This window comes from Paenibacillus sp. PAMC21692 (assembly GCF_014303795.1).
Lineage (GTDB): Bacteria > Bacillota > Bacilli > Paenibacillales > Paenibacillaceae > Pristimantibacillus > Pristimantibacillus agaridevorans.
This window is the reverse complement of record NZ_CP060293.1, coordinates 1,197,303-1,220,090: the sequence shown is the minus strand read 5'-3', so window position 1 is coordinate 1,220,090 and position 22,788 is coordinate 1,197,303. Positions and strand designations below refer to the sequence as shown.

Genomic DNA, 22,788 nt, shown 5'->3' with positions numbered 1-22,788 from the left:
TCCTCACCTCGTATAACGAATGGTCCCCTTGTCCGCATGTCTCATGAACGCGTAATCGATCAGCTTCCCGATGAGCTCGGCATAGGTCGTGCCGTCCGTCCGCTCCCACATAACGGGATACATGCTGGTGCCCGTGAAGCCGGGAAGCGCGTTAATTTCGTTGCAATAAAGCTCTCCGTCCGCATCCAGGAAAAAGTCCACTCTCGCAAGACCGGAGCAGCACAGCGCCCGATAAGCCTGCAGCGCCAGCTCCCGAATCCGGGCCGTCACGCCTTCCGGCAGCGAAGCAGGGATGGACATGACCAGCTCCTTGTCCATATATTTCGATTCGAAGTCGAAGAAAGTATGGCGATGTATGAATTCGCCCGGCAGCGAAACGAGCGGACGATCGTTGCCCATAACCGCCACCTGAATTTCGCGGCCCTTTATCTCCCGTTCGATGACAAGCTTGCGGTCATAACGGAAAGCTTCCTCGATGCCCTCCGCAAGCTCCCGGACATCCTGGCACCGGCTGATGCCGATGCTGGAGCCGAGCGTTGCCGGCTTCACGTAACACGGCAGCCCCAGCTCCCGCTCCGCCTTCTTTATCAGCGCCGGACCTTGCTCCAGCCACTTTTCCAGACTAAAGGAGATGTACCGCGTCTGACCGATCCCCGCTTGATCCAGGAGACGCTTGGCTACGTCCTTGTCGAGCGTCGCCGCCGCCCCAAGCACGCCGTTGCCGACGTACGGCATATCCAGCAGCTCCAGCAGTCCTTGAACGGTACCGTCTTCGCCGTAAGAGCCGTGCAGCAGCGGCAGCGCGACCCTTTTGCCGGGGATGGAGAAATAATGAAGCAACACGCCTCCGATGGATGCTGCGGCGTTGCCCGCCCTATCGTTGCCGCCCAAAGACGCAAGCTCGTCCATGGAGCCCGGCTTCTGCTCCTGCAGGCCGTCGCAGCACCAGACTCCCTCGCGGGATATATAGACGGGGTACACAGCGTAAGTCTCCCGATCAATCGCATTTAATACCGTGAACGCCGTTCTCAGCGACACCTCGTGTTCGACGGATTTGCCGCCGTACAGCACGAACAGATTTATTTTCATCTTTGCAGCCTCCTCAAGGGAATGGAACATCTTCCACTAACGATAAACCTCAATCATTAAAAGGATTGAAAGCAAATCATAAAAAAAGCTTAAGCTTAACTTAACGTTAACGAAGCCTGATACATAACAAATCATTGTTGTTGTTCATTTTCGAAGGGAAAATGCCGTTATAACAATAGAGAAGCAATTGATTCCACGAAAGAAAGGAAAGGGATGTAGTGAATTTGATGAAGAGTTGGAGCTTGTCGTTCAAGGACGCCCGCAGATGGCTTGCAGCGACGTTGGCGTTAGCCCTTATGCTGGGTACATTCGGCGGGGTCGCGCAGGCGGCCGAGGATACAGTCACGGGAATCGAGATGGATTACGAGGATGCCGATTACAATTCCGTCACCTCTTCGCTCGAGATGTTCGTGGAGGACGACAAGGTTAACGTCACGGTGCTGGCTTCCATATCGGGCTCCACGTCCAAGAAGGACGTCACGACGGAAGCTGCTTGGAAAACATCGAACAGCTCCGCGGTCAAAGTAGACAAAGGCGTATTGACGGGGGTCGGCTCGGGAACGGCGACCATTACCGCTACTTATAAAGGCTACAGCGCAACGATTAAGGCAAAATCCGATTTCGTCTACGACGAGGTTATTCTGCTTCAGAACGGCAGCACTGCGCCGACGTCCATTGCGGACATTAAGCTGGGCGACGAATCGCTTGTATTCGAATTGCAAGGCAAAAAAGGATCGGCAGAGCCCATTAATATTTCCGCCGAAGCGACGTGGACATCCTCCAGTTCTTCTGTCGCAACCGTCGACGAAGGACGCATTACGCTCGTAGGCGCCGGAACGGCAACGATCACGGCCAAGTTCAAAGGCAAGTCCGACACCATCAAGCTGACGATTACTTCCCCTTACAAGTCGATCGAGATCGGTCCGGAACAGCCGGGCGACTTGCTGGATATGGAGATCGGTTCCGATGATCGCAAGCTGATCGCCACGGCGTCACCGAAGACGGGCGGCACTCTTGTCGTCACGGACGAAGCCAAGTGGACAAGCGCCAATACGAAGGTAGCCACGGTAGACAAAGGCGTCGTCACTGCGGTAGGCGCGGGCAAGACGACGATTACGGTATCCCACTTGGGCGTGACAGATACGCTGAGCGTGGTCGTGCGTACGCCGTACCAATCCATCAGGCTTTCACCGGAGAAGGAATTCCATATGCTTCTGCAGGATAGTCCGCTGCAGATTAAGGCCGAAGTATTGGACAACAAAAATGAAAAGGATGACGTGACGGCCAAAGGGACATGGACTTCGTCGGACGTATCCGTAGCTATCGTATCGCAAGGCAAAGTTACGCCGAAGGGCGTAGGCACGACCAAAATTACAATTTCGCATCTAGGCATCAGCCGCAGCATCGACGTAACCGTCTATCCAAGCATCCGGAAGATCAAAGCCGAGAAAACGGAAATCGACGGCTTCAAGGGCATTTCGGGCGAGCTGCCGAAGATTACGGCAACGACGTTCGATGGCTCCACCTTCGATATCTCCAAGCTCGTGAAATGGACGAACTCCGATGACGAGATCGCCGAGCTGGACGGCACAAAGTGGACGGCCAAGGCGCTGGGTGAAACGACCTTCACCGCAACGGCGCAAGGCTACGAAGCCGAAGTCACGCTGACTGTCCACCTCAAACCGGTTAAGCTTATCGCCGAGACAAAGGATTTGAGCATCATCACCGGCAAGTCCTCCGATCTTCCGAAGGTGAGCGTGATCTATGAGGATGGCGAGGAAGCCGATATTTCCAAGTCGATCGAATGGAAGACAACATCGGACAACATTCTGCTGCTGGAGAAATCGATGAAAGGCTTGGAGGCGTCCACCGTCACATTGACTGGCACGTACTTGAACAAGACAGTCTCCGTTCGCGTGAAGATCGAGGAAGAAATCGTGAGGTTCGAGGTGGATCCTACCATCATCGAGCTTAATCCGAACCGTTCCAAGTCGATCAAAGTATACGGCTATTATAAGGATGGCAAAAAGGTTTCCATCGGCACCAAGATGAACTGGACCGTTGCGAATAGCAATATCGCAACCGTAAGCGGCACTTCTTCCGTCAAGGCTCTTAATGTAGGCTCGACCAAGGTAACGGGCTCCTACCAGGGCAAGACGGTAGAAATCCCTGTACTCGTTACTCCCAAGCTGAAGTCGCTGCAGTTGTCATCCAAGTCCGCACAGCTCGCGATAGGCGGTACCTACAGCGTAACGATCCAGGCCGTCTATCTCACAGGCAGCCCCGTTGACGCCACTACGGCCGCTGTATGGACTTCTTCCAAGGAAAGCGTAGCTACCGTCAAGGACGGCAAGATCACCGCCGTGAGCAAAGGCTCGGCTACAATCAAGGCATCTTTCGGCGGCAAAAGCGCGTCGTTCCGCGTGACGGTGAAATAATACAATAAAGCAGCAAAAGCCTTCCAGCCGATATTTCTTCGGTTGGAAGGCTTTTTCCATAAAAGTATGTCTTGTCTGACACGTAACGGACATGGGCGACGTTATTCGTGGTTTATTTCGTTTTTCTAAAATCTAACAGACATATTCGAATCTATTTGTACGATCGCAGCAACATTTTGTTTGATTCGGACCAGCGTCTTCCCTGTCTGTTACAGTTTGTTTGAGACAAAAAACGGGCAAATAGTGTCGCTGATGTCTGTTAGATTATTTTTGTAGAACATCCTGTGGACTTAGACGGTCATTTCTGTACAAGCGTCTGAAAGAACCAACGGCGTCACTCCTGTTTGTTCTCTCACTTGTCTGTTCTCTCTCACTTGTCTGTTCTCTCTCACTTGTCTGTTCTCTCTCACTTGTCTGTTCTCTCTCACCTGTCTGTTCTCTCTCCTATCTGTCCGCTGTCCCGTCCGTCCTCTGTCCTGTCTGTTCCCTCACTCAAATAAGGGGAAAAGCTCCCTCTATTAACCCCGCCTCCACCCTTGCTTGCTCTTTAGAGGGAAATCCTACCTCTAATTCCCAGAAAATCGCTGTTTTCGGGTTGAACCACCCCAAATAAAGGGAGGTTTTCCCTCTAAATGGAGCCGACACTCCGATTTTTCAGGATTACAGGGAGTTTTTCCCTCTATTTTCCTTATGTGATATACGATGATTCTCTTGGAGATACGCGCGACCTTCAGCTTTGCAAAGCAAAGCCGTTATGGCGACAAAGCGTGAACAAAACGTGCTTGTTGACCAAACTAAACAGTTGTGCGCGGGACTCAGGCGTGTTATTACTCCGGTGTATTCGGTATTCGGAACTCAGGCATTGTCATACTCAGCTGCGTGCGGACTCAGGCGTTATCGTACTCAGGTGTGTGCGGAACTGAGCGACGTTATTATCGCCAAATCAACGGTTTCGGGTACCCTTACGGAACTGAGCGTTTTTATTCCAACCCAATCGCGTTCCATCCCCTTTATCATCAACCAATAAACTCTCTGAGTTCCGTAAGCCCTGCCTTTTCACCTCTATACGATGAAATAAGGGCTCTGAGTTCCGTCCCTCGCTATCGCGCATGTACGCACACCGTAGCGACAACGACTGAACTCTCGCTCAACCCCAAAACTTAAAATTTTTATCTTTTAAAGCACAAAAAGCGAAGCCCGATGTCCGCAAACATTGGGCTTCGCTTCATACATAAAACTTCTCATGCGTAATGGCAAGCCGCAAAGTGACCCTTGCTGACTTCCGCCAGCTTCGGCTCGTCCGTCTTGCACTTGTCCGTCGCGAGCGGGCACCGCGTATGGAACTGGCAGCCCTTCGGCGGGTTGATCGGACTCGGCAGATCGCCCTTAAGCACGATGCGCTCACGAGTCGCTTCGACCTGCGGGTCCGGAATCGGAATCGCGGAAAGCAACGCTCTCGTATACGGATGGCGCGGGTTGTCGTACAACTCGCCGGACTCGGCAAGCTCCACGATTTTGCCTAGGTACATCACGGCGACGCGGTCGGAAATATGTTTCACCATGGACAGGTCATGGGCGATAAACAGATACGTCAGCCCCATCTTGCGCTGCAATTCCTGCATCAGGTTGACCACCTGCGCCTGGATCGACACGTCGAGCGCGGAGATCGGCTCGTCGGCGATGATGAACTTCGGATCGACGGCCAAGGCCCGCGCAATGCCGATACGCTGGCGTTGACCGCCGGAAAATTCATGCGGATAACGGGTCGCATGCTCCGGATTCAGGTTGACGAGATCAAGCAGCCCCTCGACCTTGCGCTTCCGCTCGGCCTTGCTGCCTGCAAGCTTGTGAATATCGAGCGCCTCGCCGATGATGTCGGTTACCGTCATCCGCGGATTCAGGGACGCGTACGGGTCCTGAAAGATCATCTGCATATTGCGTCGCAGCGCCTTTAGTTCCGCGCCGCGCAGCTTATAGATATCCTTGCCCTCAAACGTCACGCCTCCGCTGGTCGGCTCGTACAGACGCAGAATCGTACGTCCGGCGGTCGACTTGCCGCATCCGGATTCGCCCACGACGCCCACGGTTTCGCCGCGGCCGATCGAAAACGATATTTCGTTGACGGCCTTCAATATATTGCCTTTGCCGAGGTTAAAAAATTTGCGAAGATCATTAACCTCTAATAATGGGGTGCTCTTGTTCATACCGGCACCTCCCGGTTCGCGTATTCATGAAGCATCCAGCAAGCGGCCGCGTGGGATTCGCTGCCTTTGATAGGATGCAAGTTAGGATCGTTGTCCACGCATACCTTCATCGCTTCGTCGCATCGCGCGCAGAAGCTGCAGCCCGCAGGCGGCTTGATGAGATCCGGCGGCGTGCCCGGAATCGGGATAAGCGGCTCGTCTTTCTTCTGGTCCAGACGGGGCAGAGAACGCAGCAAACCTCTTGTATAAGGATGCTGCGGGTTCTGGAAGATCTCCCACTTCGTGCCCGTCTCAACGATACGACCTGCGTACATGACGATAACGCGGTCGCAGACGTCGGCCACGACGCCGAGATCATGCGTAATAAGAATGATAGAAGTGCCCATCTTCTGTTGCAGATCCTTCATGACGCTCATGATCTGCGCCTGAATCGTCACGTCCAGCGCCGTTGTCGGCTCGTCCGCGATCAATAGCTTGGGGTTGCATGCCAAAGCGATGGCGATCATGACGCGTTGCCGCATGCCTCCGGAGAATTGATGCGGATACTGCTTGATCCGTTGCTCCGGATTCGGGATGCCGACAAGATGCAGCATCTCGATCGCTCGCGCAGTCGCCTGCGATTTGCTGACGTTCTGATGCTTGATCAGACCTTCCGTTATTTGCGCGCCGACGGTCAGAGTCGGGTTCAGCGAAGTCATGGGATCCTGGAAGATCATGCCAATCTTGTTGCCGCGCACAGTCTGCATCTCTTTCTCCGATAAGTTGAGCAGCTCTTGACCATCGAATTTCACCGAGCCGTTTTTGATGCGGCTTGGCGGAGACGGATTCAGCCTCATGATGGATTGGGCGGTTACGGACTTGCCCGAGCCGGATTCGCCTACAATCGCGACGGATTCGCCTTCCTTTACATCGAAGGATATATCTCGAATGGCCTGTACTTCCCCGCCGTATACGTCGAACGATACGCTTAAGTTTTTCACTTCCAGCAAGGTCTTCATCTTCAGGTGACCTCCTCTCGGTTGTGCTGTGTTGTTATTTTTTCAGCTTCGGATCGAATGCGTCGCGCAGACCGTCCCCGAAGACGTTAAAGGCAAAGATGGTTACGCTGAGGAAGATGGCCGGGAAGAACAAGCGCCACGGATAGTTGAAAATACCGCCTACGCCGTCGTCGATCATCGTCCCCCAAGACGCAGCCGGCGATTGAACCCCCAGACCCAGGAAGCTCAGGAACGCTTCGGTAAAGATCGCGCTCGGGATCGTCAGGGTCAGCGTAACGAGAATCGGTCCCATCGCGTTCGGCACCAGGTGACGGAAAATAATACGCATTGCGCCAGCGCCAAGGGACTTGGAAGCAAGCGCGTATTCTTGATTCTTGAGCTGCATGATTTGGCCGCGCACGATCCAGGCCATGTTGATCCAGCCCGTAATCGACATCGCGACGATAATCGTCGTCAAGCTTGGCTCCATAACGACCAGAAGCAGGATAACGACCAGAAGGTAGGGAATGGAGTACAAAATTTCGGCGAAACGGTTCATGACCTCGTCGACTTTGCCGCCGTAGTATCCCATAATGCCGCCGTATATAACGCCGAGCACCAAATCGATCAGCGCCGCGACGACGCCTACAAACAGGGAGATCTGAGCGCCCTTCCAAACGCGCTCGAACATATCGCGGCCTAGTTCATCGGTGCCGAACCAATGTGTTCCGTTCGGAGCCTGGTTCGTATTCGTCAATTCTGTCGTGTAATGGTCGAATGGCCAAATTAAGGGAACAACAAGGCAGCAAACCACCAGGGCGGCGATAATCCAGAAGCCAAGCATCGCAAGCTTATTGCTCGTAAGCCGCTTCCAGATATCCTGCCAGGCGGTCAGGGTTGCACGGCCGACTTCGTCGACGCGAACCTCTTCGCGGCGCAGCTTCTCGAACATGTCGGGAGTAAGCGTGTCCGACCGTTCCTTGCCGCGCGGTTTCGGATTGAAGTTAGACATCGTTTATTTCCCCACCTTTCCGCCGGCTCGCATGCGCGGATCTACCAGTACATATGCAATATCCGACAAGAAACGGCTAATCATCAAAATAACGGCGTAGAATATGGTAATGCCCATAATAAGCGGATAATCGCGATCTATAACACTCGTAACAAAGTGTTTGCCGATGCCTGGAATCGCAAAAATTTTCTCTACGACAACGGAGCCCGTAATGATGCCGGCGGTCAGAACGCCCAAATAAGTGACGACCGGGAGCATGGAATTCCGAAGCGCATGCTTTGCGACAATGACATAACCGGCAAGCCCTTTGGATTTGGCGGTTTTAATAAAATCTGCGTTTAATACTTCAATCATGGTCGATCTGAGGAGACGCGCGATAAAAGCGATCGGACCGGAGGCCAGCGCGATCGTAGGCAATACGTAATCCATCGGTCCATTGAGACCGGCGACTTCAAACCAGCCCAGCTTAGTGGCAAGGAAATATTGCATGACGGGAGCAAGCACGATACTTGGTATTGCGAGGCCGATAACAGCTATAATCATGGCCAGATTATCGATAAATTTGCGATGGTACATCGCTGCCAAAATGCCTAGAATACAACCGACGACTACGGATGTCACGATCGCCGAAATACCCAGTCTTAATGAGGGCCCAAACGATTGTGCAATCATTTTGTCAACCGATTGGAACTTCTTCTTCATGGATATCCCCATGTCGCCTTGCAGAAGGTTGGCGAGATACTTCCCATACTGTACATATAGCGGCTTGTCGAGGCCGTAATACGCTTCCAAGTTTTTCTGGACGGCTTCGCTGGTCGCCTTCTCGGACTGCAAAGGACTCCCCGGAATAGCGTTCATCAGCATGAACGTTGCCGTTACCAAAATAAACAACGAGAGAACCATAAATAAAAACTTGCCGGAAATGTAGCGGAGCATACGATCACCCACTCTCTCACAATCTTTATTTGCATTTCAAAAGGGTATATATAGAGACTATATATACCCTTTTGACCGTTACTCTTAGAGGTTGTTCAAACTCTTATTTGAGAAAGCCACGGGTAAAGTGACCTTATTTCTTGCTGCCGAATACCCAGTCGATGTGACCCGCATAGTCGGATACTACGTTTTCGATGCCTGGTTTAACCATCGTTACAGTTGTGTAGTAGTAAGCCGGCAATACAGCCATGTCGTCCTGCATGGCGATCTTCTCGGCTTCGGCCAACATTTCGATCGTTTTCTCCGGCGTTTCCGCTACAAGGGAACCATCAAGCAGCTCTTGCACTTTCGGATTGTTGTAACGACCGTCGTTGTTGCCGGATTTCGGATGAATCAGGTCATACGTGAAGTTGATCGGATGGTTGATGTCAGCGCCCCAGCCGGAGCGAGCGATGTCGAATTGGCCGGCTTTACGGGTTTCAAGGAATGTGCCCCACTCCTGGTTTGCCAGTTTCACTTCTACGCCCAGCGACTTGCGCCACATGTCAACTACCGCTTCAGCCAACTTCTTATGGCCCTCGCTTGTGTTGTACAGCAATGTTACTTCCGGAAGAGTCTTCAAGCCTTCTTCGGCCAAACCTTCGGCAAGCAGCTTCTTCGCTTCTTCAACGTTCTCCGTGAAGAAGGTGTCCGGATACGTCTCGCGGAACAACTTGCCTCCAGCGCCGGTGATGCTTGGCGGCACCAGACCGAATGCCGGCTGTTGGTTCGCTTGGGCCACGTTATCGATCAGGGATTGACGATCGACAGCCATGGAAAATGCCTTGCGTATTTTCACGTTGGAGAAAGGAGCTTTCTCCGTGTTGAACAGGTAGTAGTAAGTCGAAGCTACGGAAGTCACTTCCGCTTTTTTCTCTTCGATCAGCTGTTTCGTCAGGTCGGTAGGCACGGAACCCGCTTGAGCGCCGATCCAGTCGATTTTGTTTGTTTCGAACAATTGGTATACGGTGTTCTCGTCCTCGACAAGAGAGATGGTTACTTTGTCGAAGTTGATCGCGTCTTTGTTGTAGTAATCGGGATTCTTCTCAAGAACCAGCTTGTCCGCATGCGCCCATTGCTTCAGAAGGAACGGTCCATTGGATACGATCGTCTTGGCTTCTGCAGCCCAGTCCGCGGCAGCATCGACAGTTGCTGGATGCACGGGCAGGTATGTGTAGTGAGCAAGCAAGCTCGGGAAGTAAGGTGCAGGAGTATAGAGCTTCACTTCCAACGTGTATTCGTCCAGCGCTTTAACGCCTACGTCGTCAGCGGTAGCTTCGCCGGCGTTGTATTTCTCGCCGTTCTCAAGGTAGAACAACATATATGCATACTCGGACGCCGTCTCAGGGTTCAAGCTGCGTTTCCAAGCATATTCGAAGTCGTTTGCTGTTACAGGGTCGCCGTTGCTCCATTTAACGTCGTCACGGAGTTTAATCGTGTACGTCTTGCCATCTTCTGAAGCAGTCAGTTCTTTAGCGATTGCATTTTCAGGCTCGCCCTTTGTGTTCAGACGAGTAAGGCCCTCATACAAACCTGCAGCCACAATGCTGGACTGGGCGTCCGTCATCAGAGCAGGATCCAAGCTTGGCGGTTCGCTTGCAAGAGTGAAGCGGAATTCTTGCGGAGCAGCTGGCGTTTCCGATCCGGTGTTGTTGCCGTCATTGTTGCCCGGATTAGCCGCTTTGTTGTTGTTGCTTGTACATGCAGTCAAAAGCATGCTGAATGCGACGATCAAAACTAGCATGAACTGTGCCGGCTTTTTGAAACTCCCTTTCACATACATCAACTCCTAATTTTATATATAATTTTTTACAGCCGTGTTAATGTGACTTGAAAACTGAATTTCATTGAAAATGTCATCATTTCTCACATGAATTATTATTTATTCGACGTTAAACAATATACAACCAAAAATTAATAATTGTCAACCGACAACTTCTTCGAAAAACTTTCCAGCCGCTTTTTTACTATGTCCCTAGATCGGAAACATTATGAGCCGCCTGACAAATCGCCATGTTTCCATACCTTTAACGCGTTGACGCGAATTTGCACTAATACGTATATGCATTAGAGCATTCAGGCGATAATGCGCCTATGTATTGATATTTTAACGCGTCTATACGCTTGTACAATGTTGCATCCACTTCCACTTTATCGGGGGATGATTATTTATTGGTTCCGGTTTTTAACTTCATCACGATTCTTATTTTCGTATCTTTTCTTCATTTCAAGGCGTTTTAGAACAAAATCCACCATAGATTTTATTGAAACCAAGATTACATTATAGTTATATTTTTACATATTAAATTAATGTAATTAACCTAACTAAACTCAGTGCCGCTATTCGACCATTTGGAACAGTTTGACTTCATAATATAGCCTTCTAAGGGCCTCTAGGTAAAACGGTTGTCTTATCATCGGTCAGGAGCCATCGCCGTTTTTCGATTTGATGATGTTTCTTAAATCTAATAGACACACACGCCCCTATTTGAACCATCCGAGCAGCTTTTGCTTTTTTTCTACCATATAACGGCGATACCGAAGGCCGTCGATCATTGTGTGCAAAACTGGCAATGAAGCTGCAATCAATCGCCGGCAACCTATCAACGGAAATGAGGGCCCTTATAGGGATCGTTTGGCCTGATATCAAAATCTAACGGAACTCTGCGACGTTATTCGTGAGAAATCCAGGCAAATCGCGGACTTTTGCCCATCATAAGGGCTGTCAGTTCCATTAGATTTGCAAAGGGACCGCTTTTTGCCGAAATAACGTCTTTCATTTCCGTTACAGTTGCTCCCGTTCATTTTTTACCGGACACTTGCCCGCAATTTCACCTTTGCACAATGAATAGGCAACCTCATACTATCCGTTAGAATTTGGCCTAACTCCGTTTGTTATCCACATTCGAAATGGTTGCATCATTTCCTCAAACGACAAAAAAGCACCGTTGTAGCATTTTGCCACAACGGTGCTTTTTTCATGCAAAGTTTTTAATTAGGGCGTGTCCGAATACTCCGAGGGGAGCAGATTTTGCCGAATTTTCGTTTCATGCAAGGAACTTTTGTGAAGCCGTACCGGGGGTACGTCAAGCAAAAGTGACGAAGCAGGGGGCGGAAAGGCGGTGAAAGATGCCCCAGAGCGGGTTTTCAGACACGACCTAGTAGTTGATGCTTGGGTAGAGCGGGAATTGAGCCGTCAAATCGCGCACCATACCGCGAGCCTTATCCAATGTTGCGCCGTCTTCCGGATTTTTGAGCACCAGCGCGATAACTTCCGCGATGACCTTCATCGCATCTTCGTTCATGCCGCGAGCCGTAGCCGCAGGCGTGCCCACACGGATGCCGCTCGTGACGAACGGGCTCGTCGGGTCGAATGGAATCGCGTTTTTGTTGACGGTAATGCCTACTTCGTCGAGTACATGCTCGGCAGCTTTGCCCGTAATGTTTAGGCTGCGCGTATCGATCAGCATCAGATGGTTGTCCGTGCCGCCGGATACGATGTTGATGCCCTTGGACAGAAGCTCCTCGGAGAGCACCTTCGCGTTGTTCACGACGTTCTGGGCGTATTCCTTGAAGGATGGCTGCAAAGCCTCTCCCAGCGCAACTGCTTTCGCTGCGATGATATGCATTAGAGGGCCGCCTTGGGAGCCTGGGAATACGGCCTTGTCGATGGCTGCCGCCCAGGACTTGCGACACATGATCATGCCGCCGCGAGGTCCGCGAAGCGTCTTATGCGTTGTTGTCGTAACGAAATGGGCATGCGGCACCGGGCTTGGGTGAAGACCGGCTGCAACCAGACCAGCGATATGCGCCATGTCGACCATGAAGAGCGCGCCGACTTCGTTCGCGATTTGGCCCAGCTTCTCGAAGTCGATGATGCGCGGATAAGCGCTCGCGCCCGCCACGAGCATGCGAGGACGGTGTTTGAACGCCAGCTTGCGAACTTCTTCGTAATCGATGGTGAAGGAATCCTCTTGTACGCCGTAAGCCACGAAGTTATACAGCAAGCCGGATGCGTTAACCGGGCTGCCGTGCGTCAAGTGACCGCCATGAGCCAGGTTCATACCGAGTACGGTGTCGCCAGGCTTAAGAGCAGCCAGGTACACAGCCATGTTCGCTTGTGCGCCGGAATGCGGCTGTACGTTTACGTGCTCGGCGCCGAACAGCTCCTTGGCGCGATCGCGGGCCAGATCCTCGACGATATCGACATGCTCGCAGCCGCCATAGTAACGTTTGCCCGGGTAGCCTTCCGCATACTTGTTCGTCAATACGGAGCCCATAGCTTCAAGGACAGCTTCGCTTACGATGTTTTCGGACGCGATCAGCTCGATGTTGTCGCGTTGGCGTTGCAGCTCAAGGCCAAGTGCCTTCAATACCTCTGGATCTTGATTACGTAGATGTTCCATAATGATGATTCCTCCTGAAATAGAATATAGTGTGGTTCATTACTCGCAGTGATCCGCCGATTGTTCGGCGGTTAAGACGTTCTGCGGCTCATATACGGCGCGAGCGCCGCCTATAAGCTTCGGTCTGGTTATGGCCATCGTCACATGTCCATTCCCGATGGAACGGATAGAAGGACGTACGGGTACCGCAACCCTCTTTAAATGCATCCCAATAAACGTATCCCCGATGTCTATACCCGCATGAGCCTGAATCGACTCCACGAGACAGGGATTCGAAAGCTTGCCGTAGGCATAAGCCGCCATCGACCCTCCAGCTTTGGGAATAGGTACGGCATGCACAAGCTCAAGACCGTATCGCCGAGCCGCTTCTTCTTCCAGAACAAGCGCCCGGTTTAGATGCTCGCAGCATTGATAGGCGGGAATGAATGCAAGATCTTTGCGTGCTGCCTCCACGCCCGCATATATGGCGGCAGCGGCCTCAAGCGCGCCTGCCGTGCCGATTCGCTCGCCGATTACTTCGCTGGTACTGGCGCCGATTACGAGCAGCTCGTGGGCGCGCAGGCGGCCGGCTTCGGCCAGCTCCCGGACGATGCGCTCGACATCGGCGGACCAGAGGGATGGATCGGGGATTCGCTTCTCCGTCGTCATCGTTCAACGCCTCCTACTAAGGAATCGCCCGCGCTATTAAGAGGTTGTTCAAAAAGTCCGATTCCCATTACGAAGTATACCGAGAAGCTTACTCGACATCGAATATTAAACTCAACCGAACCTAAGCGTATGCTTTCGAAGTATGTTTCCTCCGGAAACATTGCAGGTGCTCACGTAGCTCTGCTACGCTCCGCTCCTCAGTTTCTAGTTGCCTTCAATCTTCTCGGTACTGAAAATCGAACTTTTTGAACTCGCACTATTAGGAACGCGAGTTGAACTTTTTCTCGATCTCCATCACTTTGTTGACGCGGCCTACATGACGCTCGCCGTTGGAGAACGGAGTCGACAGCCACACCTTGACGATCTCTTCGGCTACGCCCGGTCCGATAATGCGTTCGCCCATGGCAAGCACGTTTGTATCGTTATGCTCGCGCGTCGCTTGCGCGGAGAACAAATCATGCACAAGCGCGCAGCGAATACCCGGAACCTTGTTCGCGGCAATCGACATGCCAATGCCCGTGCCGCAGATTAAAATGCCACGCTCGGCTTTGCCCGAGACAACCGATTCGCAGACCGGCATAGCATAATCCGGATAATCCACGGACTGGCTGCAGTCGCAGCCGACATCCTCAATCTCGTGTCCAAGCGACTCCAATAACGGAACGATTACATCCTTCAAGCGGTAGCCCGCATGGTCGGCTCCAATCGCAATCTTCAATGCCAACACCTCTTCTCCAGAATTTCCTTGCCCGGTTCCTTGCACTAGGCAAATCCCCTCATGCTGTTAGTATACCTCTACGGCGGGAAAAGCTCTATCGGAGTTGTCCTGCTTTATGTTAAGAATTCGACAACAGCCGACCGCGAACGACATCCGATAACCGTACAGGCAAGGCAAAGCGGCTAAGCGACAGCTTATGCATTCTTGCATCTTGAAAAAAACGAAAAAAAGAGCAGACATGCTTTGCAGCATGACGCTCTTTGCCCAGGCGACCGGCCGTATATTCCGATGCTCCACCGTGGTTACCCACTTCCGTCGCCAGTTACATCGGAAACCGTGTTTGTATATTCATCATATCTCATGGCGTAATATAAAGCAATCCGGAATTCGGAGGAAAAACGCCCGTTTTCACTTGATCAGACTCCGACCCGACAGCTTGTCGAGCAGCTTGCGGACCGCATCCTCGATCTCTCCGGAGCAGCTCTCGTAGGTGGATAACGCGCCTCCAAAGGGATCGGCGATATCAAAGCTGGGAATGCTTCGCTCCAGCTCCAGCATCCGCCTGCGCTCCTCGCTCGTTAACTGCTGTCCAATCGCGCCCTTCATTTGCATGTCGGAATACAGGCTTTCGAGCTCCTCGATATTTTTCAGCACGGCGGCATCCGCCCCCGCGAACTCCTTGAGCGTATACGTCTTGTCCACCGCATCCGGATGGACATGAAGCAAGCTTCGCTTATGCCCCGTGGTCATCGTCAAAATGAGATCCGCCCAAGCAACGGCCTCAGCCGTCAAAGCACGGGAGGAACCGTTATGCGCGATATCCTTTCTGCGGAGCGCCTCGAGTGCATGAGAGGAGATCGGAAGACCGTCGACGGTGGACACGCCGGCGGATCGGACGGCTACCGTTATGCCCCTCCTGGCCGCTTGCTCTCTTAGCAGCGCCTCGGCCATCGGAGAGCGGCATGTGTTGCCGGTACAGACGAACAAGATTCGTTTCATCCTTGTGTTCCCCTTTCTCATTCGATTAGTATGGGCTCAGCGCCCTTCTGCGTTAAAGGACAAATAATACGCCGAATACGAGCAGGATCGCGCCTCCAAATGCCTCGCCGTATTCGCCCAGATTGCCGCCGACTTTCCTGCCCAGCAACAAGCCCATCATAGACATTAACGCGCCGATTAATCCGAACAGAGTAATGGTCAGCCACAGATCCGCCGAGAACATGCCCAGCGTAATACCCACCGAGAAGGCGTCGATGCTGACGCTGAACGCAAGCACCAGCAGCCCCCAGGCCGTGCGGTGATCGAAAGACCGCACCTCTTCGCCCTTGAACGAGCTGTACATCATATGGCAACCGAGAAGAATGAGCAGCACGCCAGCGGCAGTCGATGCAACTTGCCCCAACATATCGCTGACAAGTTGTCCCGTCATTAAGCCTCCGATCGGCATCAAGACGTGGAACAGTCCGATCACGAAGCCCAACCTCAGAATATCCCGTACCCTGATTCCCTTAAGCCCGATGCCCAGGCCAAGCGAAAAAGCGTCAAAGCCTAGCGCCGCCGCTATGCACAACAGCGTCAGCACTTGCCCGGCAAATAGATTCGCATCTCCCAATCCAATCTCCCCTTGTCCACCGCGCATTCTCTAACCAACATATGCGGACAAGAGGTCGTTCATACTAATTCCTGGGATTTGCGATTAGGATGCGGCCGCCTGCCGCCTTGACCATCCGATTGAGAAGCGCAGCGCCGATCCCGTCCGGTTCTGGCGTTTCTGCCCAGATCCGCTGAATGCCCGCGGCATCGAACTCGCGCAGCGCGGCGTACAGGCGCTTGGCCGCCTCCTGGGGCAACGCCTCGCTGCCCATGCCGACGACGAGATCCGCCTTGTACTGCGCCGCCCTTTCGTCGAATGCCAACACGCCGGTCGCGATGCCGACGGACGCGCAGTCCTCCACGGCATGCTGGATGGCGGCTGCCACGATGTCGCGGTCGTCGCCGCTCACCAGCGTCAGCTCGCCGCGCGGCGCATAATGCGTGTACTTCATGCCCGGAGAACGCGGGGCAGACTCCCCATGCAGCTCGTCGTCGGTTACGACGACGGCCTCCGGCAGCGCAGCCTGAAGCTGCTCCGACGTTATGCCTCCCGGTCGCAGGATGCGGACAAGGCCGTTGTCTTCCAGCTGCACGACCGTAGACTCCAGCCCAACGCCGGTCGCTCCGCCGTCCACGATGCCGTGTATGCGGCCTCCGAGATCCTCCAGCACATGCGCGGCCGTCGTCGGGCTGGGACGGCCCGACCGATTGGCGCTCGGCGCCGCGACGGGGCAGTCGGCCTGCCGCAACAGCTCCAGCGCGACGGGATGATCCGGCATCCGGACGGCGACGGTGGACAGCCCCGCAGTCACCAGCGGCGACAGCGCTCCTTTTTGGGCGGGCAGCACGAGCGTGAGCGGCCCCGGCCAAAAGGCCGTCATAAGTGCCTTCTCCAGCGAAGAGACGGACACCGTCAGCTCGTCGAGCTGCTCCCGGCGCGCGATATGCACGATCAGCGGGTTGTCGGAAGGACGCCCCTTCGCCTCGAAGATGCCTGCGACAGCTTCGTCGCTCCTCGCATCCGCGCCGAGGCCGTATACCGTCTCGGTGGGAAAGGCCACCAGCCCGCCAGAACGCAGCTTGTCCGCCGCCATGGAAAGCTCGTCCGCTGCCCTGGAGGGTCCCCCAGTTGCCACAGAGAGCTCCTCTGTTGCCTTGGAGGGTTTCCCAGTTGCCACAGAGAGCTCCCCCGTTGCCTGCGCTTTCCCTCTGAGCGCATCGCCGCCCATCACGCTGCCCGGTGCGTTGCCGCCAGTCGCATAGCTCGAAGGGCCTGATTGCCAAACTATAGTCTCGATCATCTGTATGATTCAATCCTTGCTATATTTAAAATAACCGTTGCACCGTTATTATAGCACAAGAAAAGGATTAGACTGACACGCAGAATAAGTGCGAGTTCAAAAATCCGCTCCTTCCTCCTAAAGGACGGGTAAGACGTTATTCTCCAATATGAATATGTATGTTTACTGTAACAGACACACGACCTTATTCGCTTATCGGAGCGGCATTTAGTCTCCTCCCGGCCCAGTCGCGGAGCTACTTCCGGAGCTGTAACCCGAAAAAATCGGGTTACAAGGCGCTGCGGAGTTACTTTTGGAGCTATAACCCGAAAAAATCGGGTTACAGGGCGAGTGGAGCTACTTTCGGAGCTGTAACCCGAAAAAATCGGGTTACAAGGCGACGCGGAGCTACTTTTGGAGCTATAACCCGAAAAAATCGGGTTACAAGGCGACGAGGAGTTACTTTTGGAGCTGTAACCCGAAAAAATCGGGCTACAGAGTGTCGCGGAGCCACTGTCGGAGCTTACCTCCAGAGCGCCAACCGGACATCAGTTTTGGCAAGATTCCTGTACGGCGAAAAAGCACAAGTTCCAGGGAAACGGATCCCACGAACTTGCGCTTTTATTATCGAACCGCCCGTCTATTACCTTATCCCAGGTTACGAGCAGCAACGCCATCGAATGTGATCCGAAGCGGCTCGATCGCCCCCTCCGCCGCGAACGTCATCCGGTCGATGCAGACGACCCGGCGATTCGGGTCGGTTTCTGATAGTGGTCGGCGATGGTAGACGATGCTGCGCCACTCGTCCGTAACGGGAATTTGCAACACGCCGCCATGATGCTCAGCGCTGGTGGCGACGGCGGCGTCTTGCTGCGGATTTACCTACGCGCTCGAGTAGTTGGAAATATTGGATGTCGAGTAAGTTTCGTTGCATACTGTGTAATTAAAAGCGGACTTTTGACAACCTTTAAAAGATTCGCCGAAGGAGACATGCAGTTGCGAACGCCTTGCTTCAGCCTCGCCGACCGCTCCCCCTTATACGGAGTACAGTCTGCGATCCTCCGCCGTACGCAGCCACACCTGCATATATCCCGCTTCTCTGTTTTCCCAGGCATAATACGGCACAAGCACGGTAGGCGTTTGGACTTTTGATTGGCTGTTCTTCCCTAGAACAAGGACTTGATCCAGTCGATGAACTTCTGTATCATTTCCCACAAGAAAAACTTTGCTTTCGGCGCTTTCGGAGTATCGGACCCGACTTCACCGGCATCTGTGGCCGACGCCGCTTTTACGTTCGTCGCGGCTTCCGCGTTCGCCTCCGCCGTAACGTCCGCGTCAACCTCAGCTGCCGCGGACGCTTCGCCTGTTGCCGCATCCACGAAGCAGAGCGGCGGGAACAGCACGCACCACCAGTTTTGACCTTTCCCTTCGCCGATCGTAACGAGCAGCGCTTCGTATTGTCCGGCAGGATATACTTTGTTGCCATACATTTTCGTAGGGAACTCGACCAGTCCGAGCTCGGCCGAAGAATCGTATTCGAAGCCTCTGCTCTTAAGAACGCTTGCTACGATCGTTTCCAGCTCGGGAAGCTTAGACTGGATCGTGCGGCGCGCTTCTTCGATATTTTGCGGGCCTGTTGCCCAGCCGTTCATCGCTTTGACGATCTCATCGCGCACGATGCGCTTGACCATCTGATCGGCGGCGCTGTCGGAATTAGCTAATATGCGAAGACGGATGGCTTCCGTCGGAATGTCGCCGGTAGCGAGAGCAGCGTCCATTTTTTGAGATTCCCAGCTCATAATGAGCACAATAATTGCCATAAGAATGAATCCGTACGATTTGTGGTATGGAAAACGATAAGGTTTAGCGGAATAATGGAAGGATGAAGAATAATAGTGGGACATCACACAAGCTCCTCTCGCGCACCCGCCGGTGCGTCTGCTTGCGTTCCGGAACGTCTCTATCCGTCATTATGTCCGGACCTGCCCCTCTATAAACCTATTATTCCGAAAAAATGATAGACTTGCCTGCTTCGTCAAAGGGCTTGGGCAGTTTGAATGATGTAATTCCAATTGACGCAAGGAGTTGAGTATGTGATGTTGGATACGACGACAGCCCTTTCGTACCGTCCGTTGCTGATAACGCTGGCGTACCGGATGCTGGGATCGCTCGGCGAGGCGGAGGACATCGTGCAGGATGCGCTTGCCGATTACTCGCTCTCGACAAGCCGCGGCGAAATAGAACACGAGAAGGCTTATTTGGTCAAAATGGTGACCAATCGGTGCCTGAATCTCAAGCAATCGGCGCGCAAGCGCCGCGAATTGTATGTCGGGCAATGGCTCCCTGAGCCCGCTGTACGATTTGCCGGCGGTTCGGGCGCTCCTGCCCTGCTTGGACAAAGGGATTCCGTCAGCGGCGGCAATCCCGCCGACTATATCGAGCGGCAAGAGAGCATTACCTATGTCATGCTCGTCATGCTGGAGCGGCTGTCCGCGGTCGAGCGCGCCGTCTTCCTGCTGCGCGAGACGCTGGACTTCGATTACGACGAGATCGCAAGCATCGTGCAGAAGTCCGCGGCCAACTGCCGCAAAATTTTTAGCCGGGCAAAAGAAAAGCTCCAGGGAGCAAAGGCCGACAGCGACGAACAATCCGCGCGGGGAGACCTTAACGTTCGTGAGGAGCAGGCCTGGGCGTTCGCCAAAGCGTTTATCCAGGCGGCCGAAACGGGCAATTCGTCCACGCTTGTAAACATGCTTGCGCATGACGCCATGCTGGTGTCCGACGGCGGGGGCAAAGTCCGGGCGGCCATCAATCCTATCGAGGGCGCCGAACGCGTCGCTTCCTTCTTTCTGGGCATTGCCCGCAAGCAAGCGCTCGAGGGGGAACTGTTGCCGGTGGATGTCAGCGGACAGCCGGGCGTCGTCCTTATTCGAGAGGGGATTCCGGTCAAAGTCATGGTATTCGGCTGGGACGGGGAGAGCAGGATTTCGAAGATTTTTATGATTATGAATCCGGATAAGCTGTCTTTTGTCACAAACGGGAATGCTGCCTTGTCTTAGATAGCAGAAGCCGATGCAAGCAGGTCGGCCACACCATCTAAGGAGTGATTGGCATGGAACAAAGAATGGTATTAAACGAGGTTAACCCGGCGGCTTATGCAGCGATGACCGGTCTTGAAAAGTTTTTGGCCGGCTCCAGTCTGGATAAGACGCTGAAGGAACTCGTCAAAATTCGCGCTTCGCAAATCAACGGCTGCGCCTTCTGTCTCCATATGCACGCAACCGACGCCCGCCGCAACGGCGAAACGGAAATTCGGATCTATACGCTTAACGCATGGCGCGAGACGTCTTACTTCACGCCTGCCGAGCGCGCGGCGCTGGCGCTGACGGAAGCCGTCACCTTGGTAGCCGGCAACCATGTACCGGACGACGTCTACGCGGAGGCTGCGGAACACTTCGACCAAAAGCAGCTTAGCGAGCTGCTCATGGCGATCGTTACGATCAACGCCTGGAACCGCATCGCCATTACGACAGGCATGATGCCTCCGGCGTAACCGGAAAGCGTGGCGATCGGCACTTAGGTTGCTGTTTGATCAAGATACCAAGATACTTTGCCCGCTATCCCCGATATTCAGGTCGACGATAAGCGAGGCTTGCGAATCCTGGTCTGACATCATTCGCCCCATAAACCTGAAGCGTCCCATCGAACAACCCCTTACGGGTTATTGGATGGGACACTTTGCTTTGGTTATGGAACGAGGCAGGCGATACGGGCAATAACTCTATGACGACTTCTTGCGAACCGGGTACAACATTGTAAAGTTAAATGTTTCGATTTCAGAATAAGGGATTGTGAGAGCATTTAACGGTTCAAACGGAACCGTCTCCATCCCGAGTACGCCTTCGCGCCGATCCATTTCATAATCAGGCGACTGCTCGAGCCATGCAAATATAGTCTCATATACTCGCCACATATGAGCCTCATCCCCGTCGACATGAGCGCTCACACAAAGCCCTCCGCTTACCTCCAATGACTCGATGCCATCCGGTACATCCCCAAACTCGCGAACCGCAAGTCCGACCCAAAGCGTATCGACGTTCTTGCTCCATTGGTCCTGTGGAATGAACACATATGCTGACGGCCCATCCGCAAGTCGAGCATCGTCAAGCGGGACCTGCGCTGTAAGCTTGCTCCAAGCCAGCCGCGTCCCGCTCTTGTCGGGCGTCATTCCCGTTCTTACGGCCAATGCCTTGAAAGGCGCCACTTCCACCAAATCAATCGCTATCGTTTCCTGCAAGGTACCCTCTCCTCTTCCATATGATTCATGATTTACCACGCTGTCGAGATCCTGTTATCCTTATTCAATTTTTTCCACAAAAATCCTTTATCATAAAACCATCAAAAAGTCCCCCTCCAGAGATGCCGCCGTATCATTCTCTAACCCCAAAACGCTCGCAGAAGGTTGTTGGCGTCGTCTTACCCGCCGAGAGCGGGCAATCCCAAACCCACGCCCGGCAAAGCGCCTTTCCAAGCCCGCAACGGGATTTCCCGAAAAAACTTGCCGTTGCTTGCGGTACGATTCACCGCGCTGTCTGTAATGGCCCGTATCACCCGCCTCGCTCTATAACCAATGCAAAGTGTCCCATCCAATAACCCGTAAGGGGTTGTTCGATGGGACACTTCTGGTTTATGTTATGAGCGCTTCATGCCCTGCTCGTTTTAATATTTCTGTTACCGTTTCTTCCGGGGTTAAATCCGTTGAATCTAACCACATGCCGATTCGGGGAGTTTCCTGTCGCAAGACTTTGTCTAGATCGGATACGGTCCATATTCCATAACCTTTTTTAATGCGAATGGCCTCCCTCTCCGCCACAACCTCAGTATTGGGACAGAGCACCGCCACATAGAAGGGGCGATTTTGAATAAACGAAACAAAATCGTTCAACATGCGGCCAACAACAACATCCTGTACAACGACAGTAAAACCTTCCTTAAAATAGGTGTCAGCAGCGTTGGCAGCGAGCCGATACCGAAGCCGCAGTTGCTCAAGTTCGTCGTCATTGCCCTTAGGGGATACTTCCTTTCGGTTATTCACGATCATTTTCCGATAAATATCTCCTCTGAGGTGAACCGATTTATCAAATCGTTGGGCAAGCAATTGCGCGACTGTCGATTTGCCACTAGCCATAATCCCAGTAATCAATATAATTGCCGGTTCATTTATAAGCATTTGATTCCCCTACCTTGTACTTTTTGAATATAATCTCATTCGTTGGATCAAGTTGAAAGGGCAAACACTCCTATAAAAAAACTTGCCCTCATCTATGGTATGGTTCAGCGTGCCTACTCCTCCAAATATAGAGGATAATCCGCCATAAAGCCCCGTTGCGTTCCGCCGACAATCTCGCGCTTAACATGTTTGGATCAATATCCCTACTACTCAGGAGG

At 53.1% G+C, this 22,788-nt stretch carries 20 protein-coding genes and 1 riboswitch; of the genes, 3 read left to right on the top strand and 17 right to left on the bottom strand.

The window, feature by feature from the left end; translation table 11 throughout:
- Positions 1-3: 3 nt before the first annotated feature.
- Positions 4-1,089, bottom strand: a complete 1,086-nt coding sequence (locus H7F31_RS04910; RefSeq protein ID WP_187103265.1) for a D-alanine--D-alanine ligase family protein — start codon at positions 1,087-1,089, stop codon at positions 4-6.
- 227 nt (positions 1,090-1,316) lie between these two features.
- Between H7F31_RS04910 and H7F31_RS04905 the strand changes: the two genes are divergently transcribed.
- Positions 1,317-3,527 (top strand): Ig-like domain-containing protein, encoded by a 2,211-nt coding sequence (locus H7F31_RS04905; RefSeq protein WP_261800477.1) that lies wholly within the window; start codon positions 1,317-1,319, stop codon positions 3,525-3,527.
- Positions 3,528-4,768: 1,241 nt separating this feature from the next.
- On the opposite strand, the gene H7F31_RS04900 is transcribed toward H7F31_RS04905, so the two are convergent.
- The 14 genes from H7F31_RS04900 to spoIIR all read right to left on the bottom strand — a co-directional run bounded on the left by H7F31_RS04900 (position 4,769) and on the right by spoIIR (position 19,160).
- The gene (locus H7F31_RS04900; protein WP_187103263.1) at positions 4,769-5,731 is read right to left on the bottom strand and encodes an ABC transporter ATP-binding protein; all 963 of its coding nucleotides are present in this window, start codon (positions 5,729-5,731) and stop codon (positions 4,769-4,771) included.
- Positions 5,728-6,729, bottom strand: coding sequence for an ABC transporter ATP-binding protein (locus H7F31_RS04895; RefSeq protein WP_187103262.1), 1,002 nt, complete (start codon positions 6,727-6,729; stop codon positions 5,728-5,730). Before H7F31_RS04895 ends, H7F31_RS04900 begins: the two co-directional genes overlap by 4 nt.
- A gap of 34 nt (positions 6,730-6,763) precedes the next feature.
- Positions 6,764-7,720: an ABC transporter permease gene (locus H7F31_RS04890; protein ID WP_087569913.1), complete on the bottom strand. Its 957-nt coding sequence runs from the start codon at positions 7,718-7,720 to the stop codon at positions 6,764-6,766.
- Between the two features lie 3 nt (positions 7,721-7,723).
- Positions 7,724-8,656 carry an ABC transporter permease gene (locus tag H7F31_RS04885; protein WP_187103261.1) on the bottom strand — a complete coding sequence of 311 codons (933 nt, stop codon included), beginning with the start codon at positions 8,654-8,656 and terminating at the stop codon, positions 7,724-7,726.
- A 133-nt stretch (positions 8,657-8,789) separates the two neighbouring features.
- Positions 8,790-10,472 carry a peptide ABC transporter substrate-binding protein gene (locus tag H7F31_RS04880; RefSeq protein WP_187103260.1) on the bottom strand — a complete coding sequence of 561 codons (1,683 nt, stop codon included), beginning with the start codon at positions 10,470-10,472 and terminating at the stop codon, positions 8,790-8,792.
- 1,381 nt (positions 10,473-11,853) lie between these two features.
- Positions 11,854-13,101, bottom strand: a complete 1,248-nt coding sequence (gene glyA / locus H7F31_RS04875) for a serine hydroxymethyltransferase (RefSeq protein ID WP_187103259.1) — start codon at positions 13,099-13,101, stop codon at positions 11,854-11,856.
- Positions 13,102-13,140: 39 nt separating this feature from the next.
- Positions 13,141-13,749 carry a TIGR01440 family protein gene (locus tag H7F31_RS04870; protein ID WP_187103258.1) on the bottom strand — a complete coding sequence of 203 codons (609 nt, stop codon included), beginning with the start codon at positions 13,747-13,749 and terminating at the stop codon, positions 13,141-13,143.
- 259 nt (positions 13,750-14,008) lie between these two features.
- Positions 14,009-14,467: a ribose 5-phosphate isomerase B gene (rpiB, locus tag H7F31_RS04865; RefSeq protein WP_187103257.1), complete on the bottom strand. Its 459-nt coding sequence runs from the start codon at positions 14,465-14,467 to the stop codon at positions 14,009-14,011.
- Between the two features lie 255 nt (positions 14,468-14,722).
- Positions 14,723-14,803: riboswitch (ZMP/ZTP riboswitch) on the bottom strand.
- Between the two features lie 72 nt (positions 14,804-14,875).
- Positions 14,876-15,466: a low molecular weight protein arginine phosphatase gene (locus H7F31_RS04860; protein WP_187103256.1), complete on the bottom strand. Its 591-nt coding sequence runs from the start codon at positions 15,464-15,466 to the stop codon at positions 14,876-14,878.
- Positions 15,467-15,518: 52 nt separating this feature from the next.
- The gene (locus tag H7F31_RS04855; RefSeq protein ID WP_397373881.1) at positions 15,519-16,106 is read right to left on the bottom strand and encodes a manganese efflux pump MntP; all 588 of its coding nucleotides are present in this window, start codon (positions 16,104-16,106) and stop codon (positions 15,519-15,521) included.
- Positions 16,107-16,143: 37 nt separating this feature from the next.
- Complete coding sequence (locus tag H7F31_RS04850; RefSeq protein ID WP_187105213.1) at positions 16,144-17,289, bottom strand: L-threonylcarbamoyladenylate synthase; 1,146 nt, start codon at positions 17,287-17,289, stop codon at positions 16,144-16,146.
- A gap of 699 nt (positions 17,290-17,988) precedes the next feature.
- Positions 17,989-18,168, bottom strand: a complete 180-nt coding sequence (locus H7F31_RS04845) for a hypothetical protein (protein WP_187103254.1) — start codon at positions 18,166-18,168, stop codon at positions 17,989-17,991.
- A gap of 207 nt (positions 18,169-18,375) precedes the next feature.
- Positions 18,376-18,555, bottom strand: a complete 180-nt coding sequence (locus H7F31_RS34550) for a hypothetical protein (RefSeq protein ID WP_397373879.1) — start codon at positions 18,553-18,555, stop codon at positions 18,376-18,378.
- The gene (spoIIR, locus tag H7F31_RS04840; RefSeq protein WP_261800305.1) at positions 18,507-19,160 is read right to left on the bottom strand and encodes a stage II sporulation protein R; all 654 of its coding nucleotides are present in this window, start codon (positions 19,158-19,160) and stop codon (positions 18,507-18,509) included. Before spoIIR ends, H7F31_RS34550 begins: the two co-directional genes overlap by 49 nt.
- A 276-nt stretch (positions 19,161-19,436) precedes the next feature.
- On the opposite strand from spoIIR, the gene H7F31_RS04835 reads away from it, so the two are divergent.
- Both H7F31_RS04835 and H7F31_RS04830 read left to right on the top strand, forming a co-directional pair.
- A complete protein-coding gene (locus H7F31_RS04835; protein ID WP_187105212.1) occupies positions 19,437-20,399 on the top strand; it encodes a sigma-70 family RNA polymerase sigma factor in 963 nt (320 codons plus the stop codon).
- 53 nt (positions 20,400-20,452) lie between these two features.
- Positions 20,453-20,893, top strand: coding sequence for a carboxymuconolactone decarboxylase family protein (locus H7F31_RS04830; protein ID WP_187103252.1), 441 nt, complete (start codon positions 20,453-20,455; stop codon positions 20,891-20,893).
- 228 nt (positions 20,894-21,121) lie between these two features.
- On the opposite strand, the gene H7F31_RS04825 is transcribed toward H7F31_RS04830, so the two are convergent.
- Together H7F31_RS04825 and H7F31_RS04820 are read right to left on the bottom strand one after the other, a co-directional pair.
- Positions 21,122-21,637, bottom strand: a complete 516-nt coding sequence (locus tag H7F31_RS04825; protein ID WP_187103251.1) for a GyrI-like domain-containing protein — start codon at positions 21,635-21,637, stop codon at positions 21,122-21,124.
- 390 nt (positions 21,638-22,027) lie between these two features.
- Positions 22,028-22,570, bottom strand: a complete 543-nt coding sequence (locus tag H7F31_RS04820; RefSeq protein WP_187103250.1) for an AAA family ATPase — start codon at positions 22,568-22,570, stop codon at positions 22,028-22,030.
- Between the last annotated feature and the right edge of the window lie 218 nt (positions 22,571-22,788).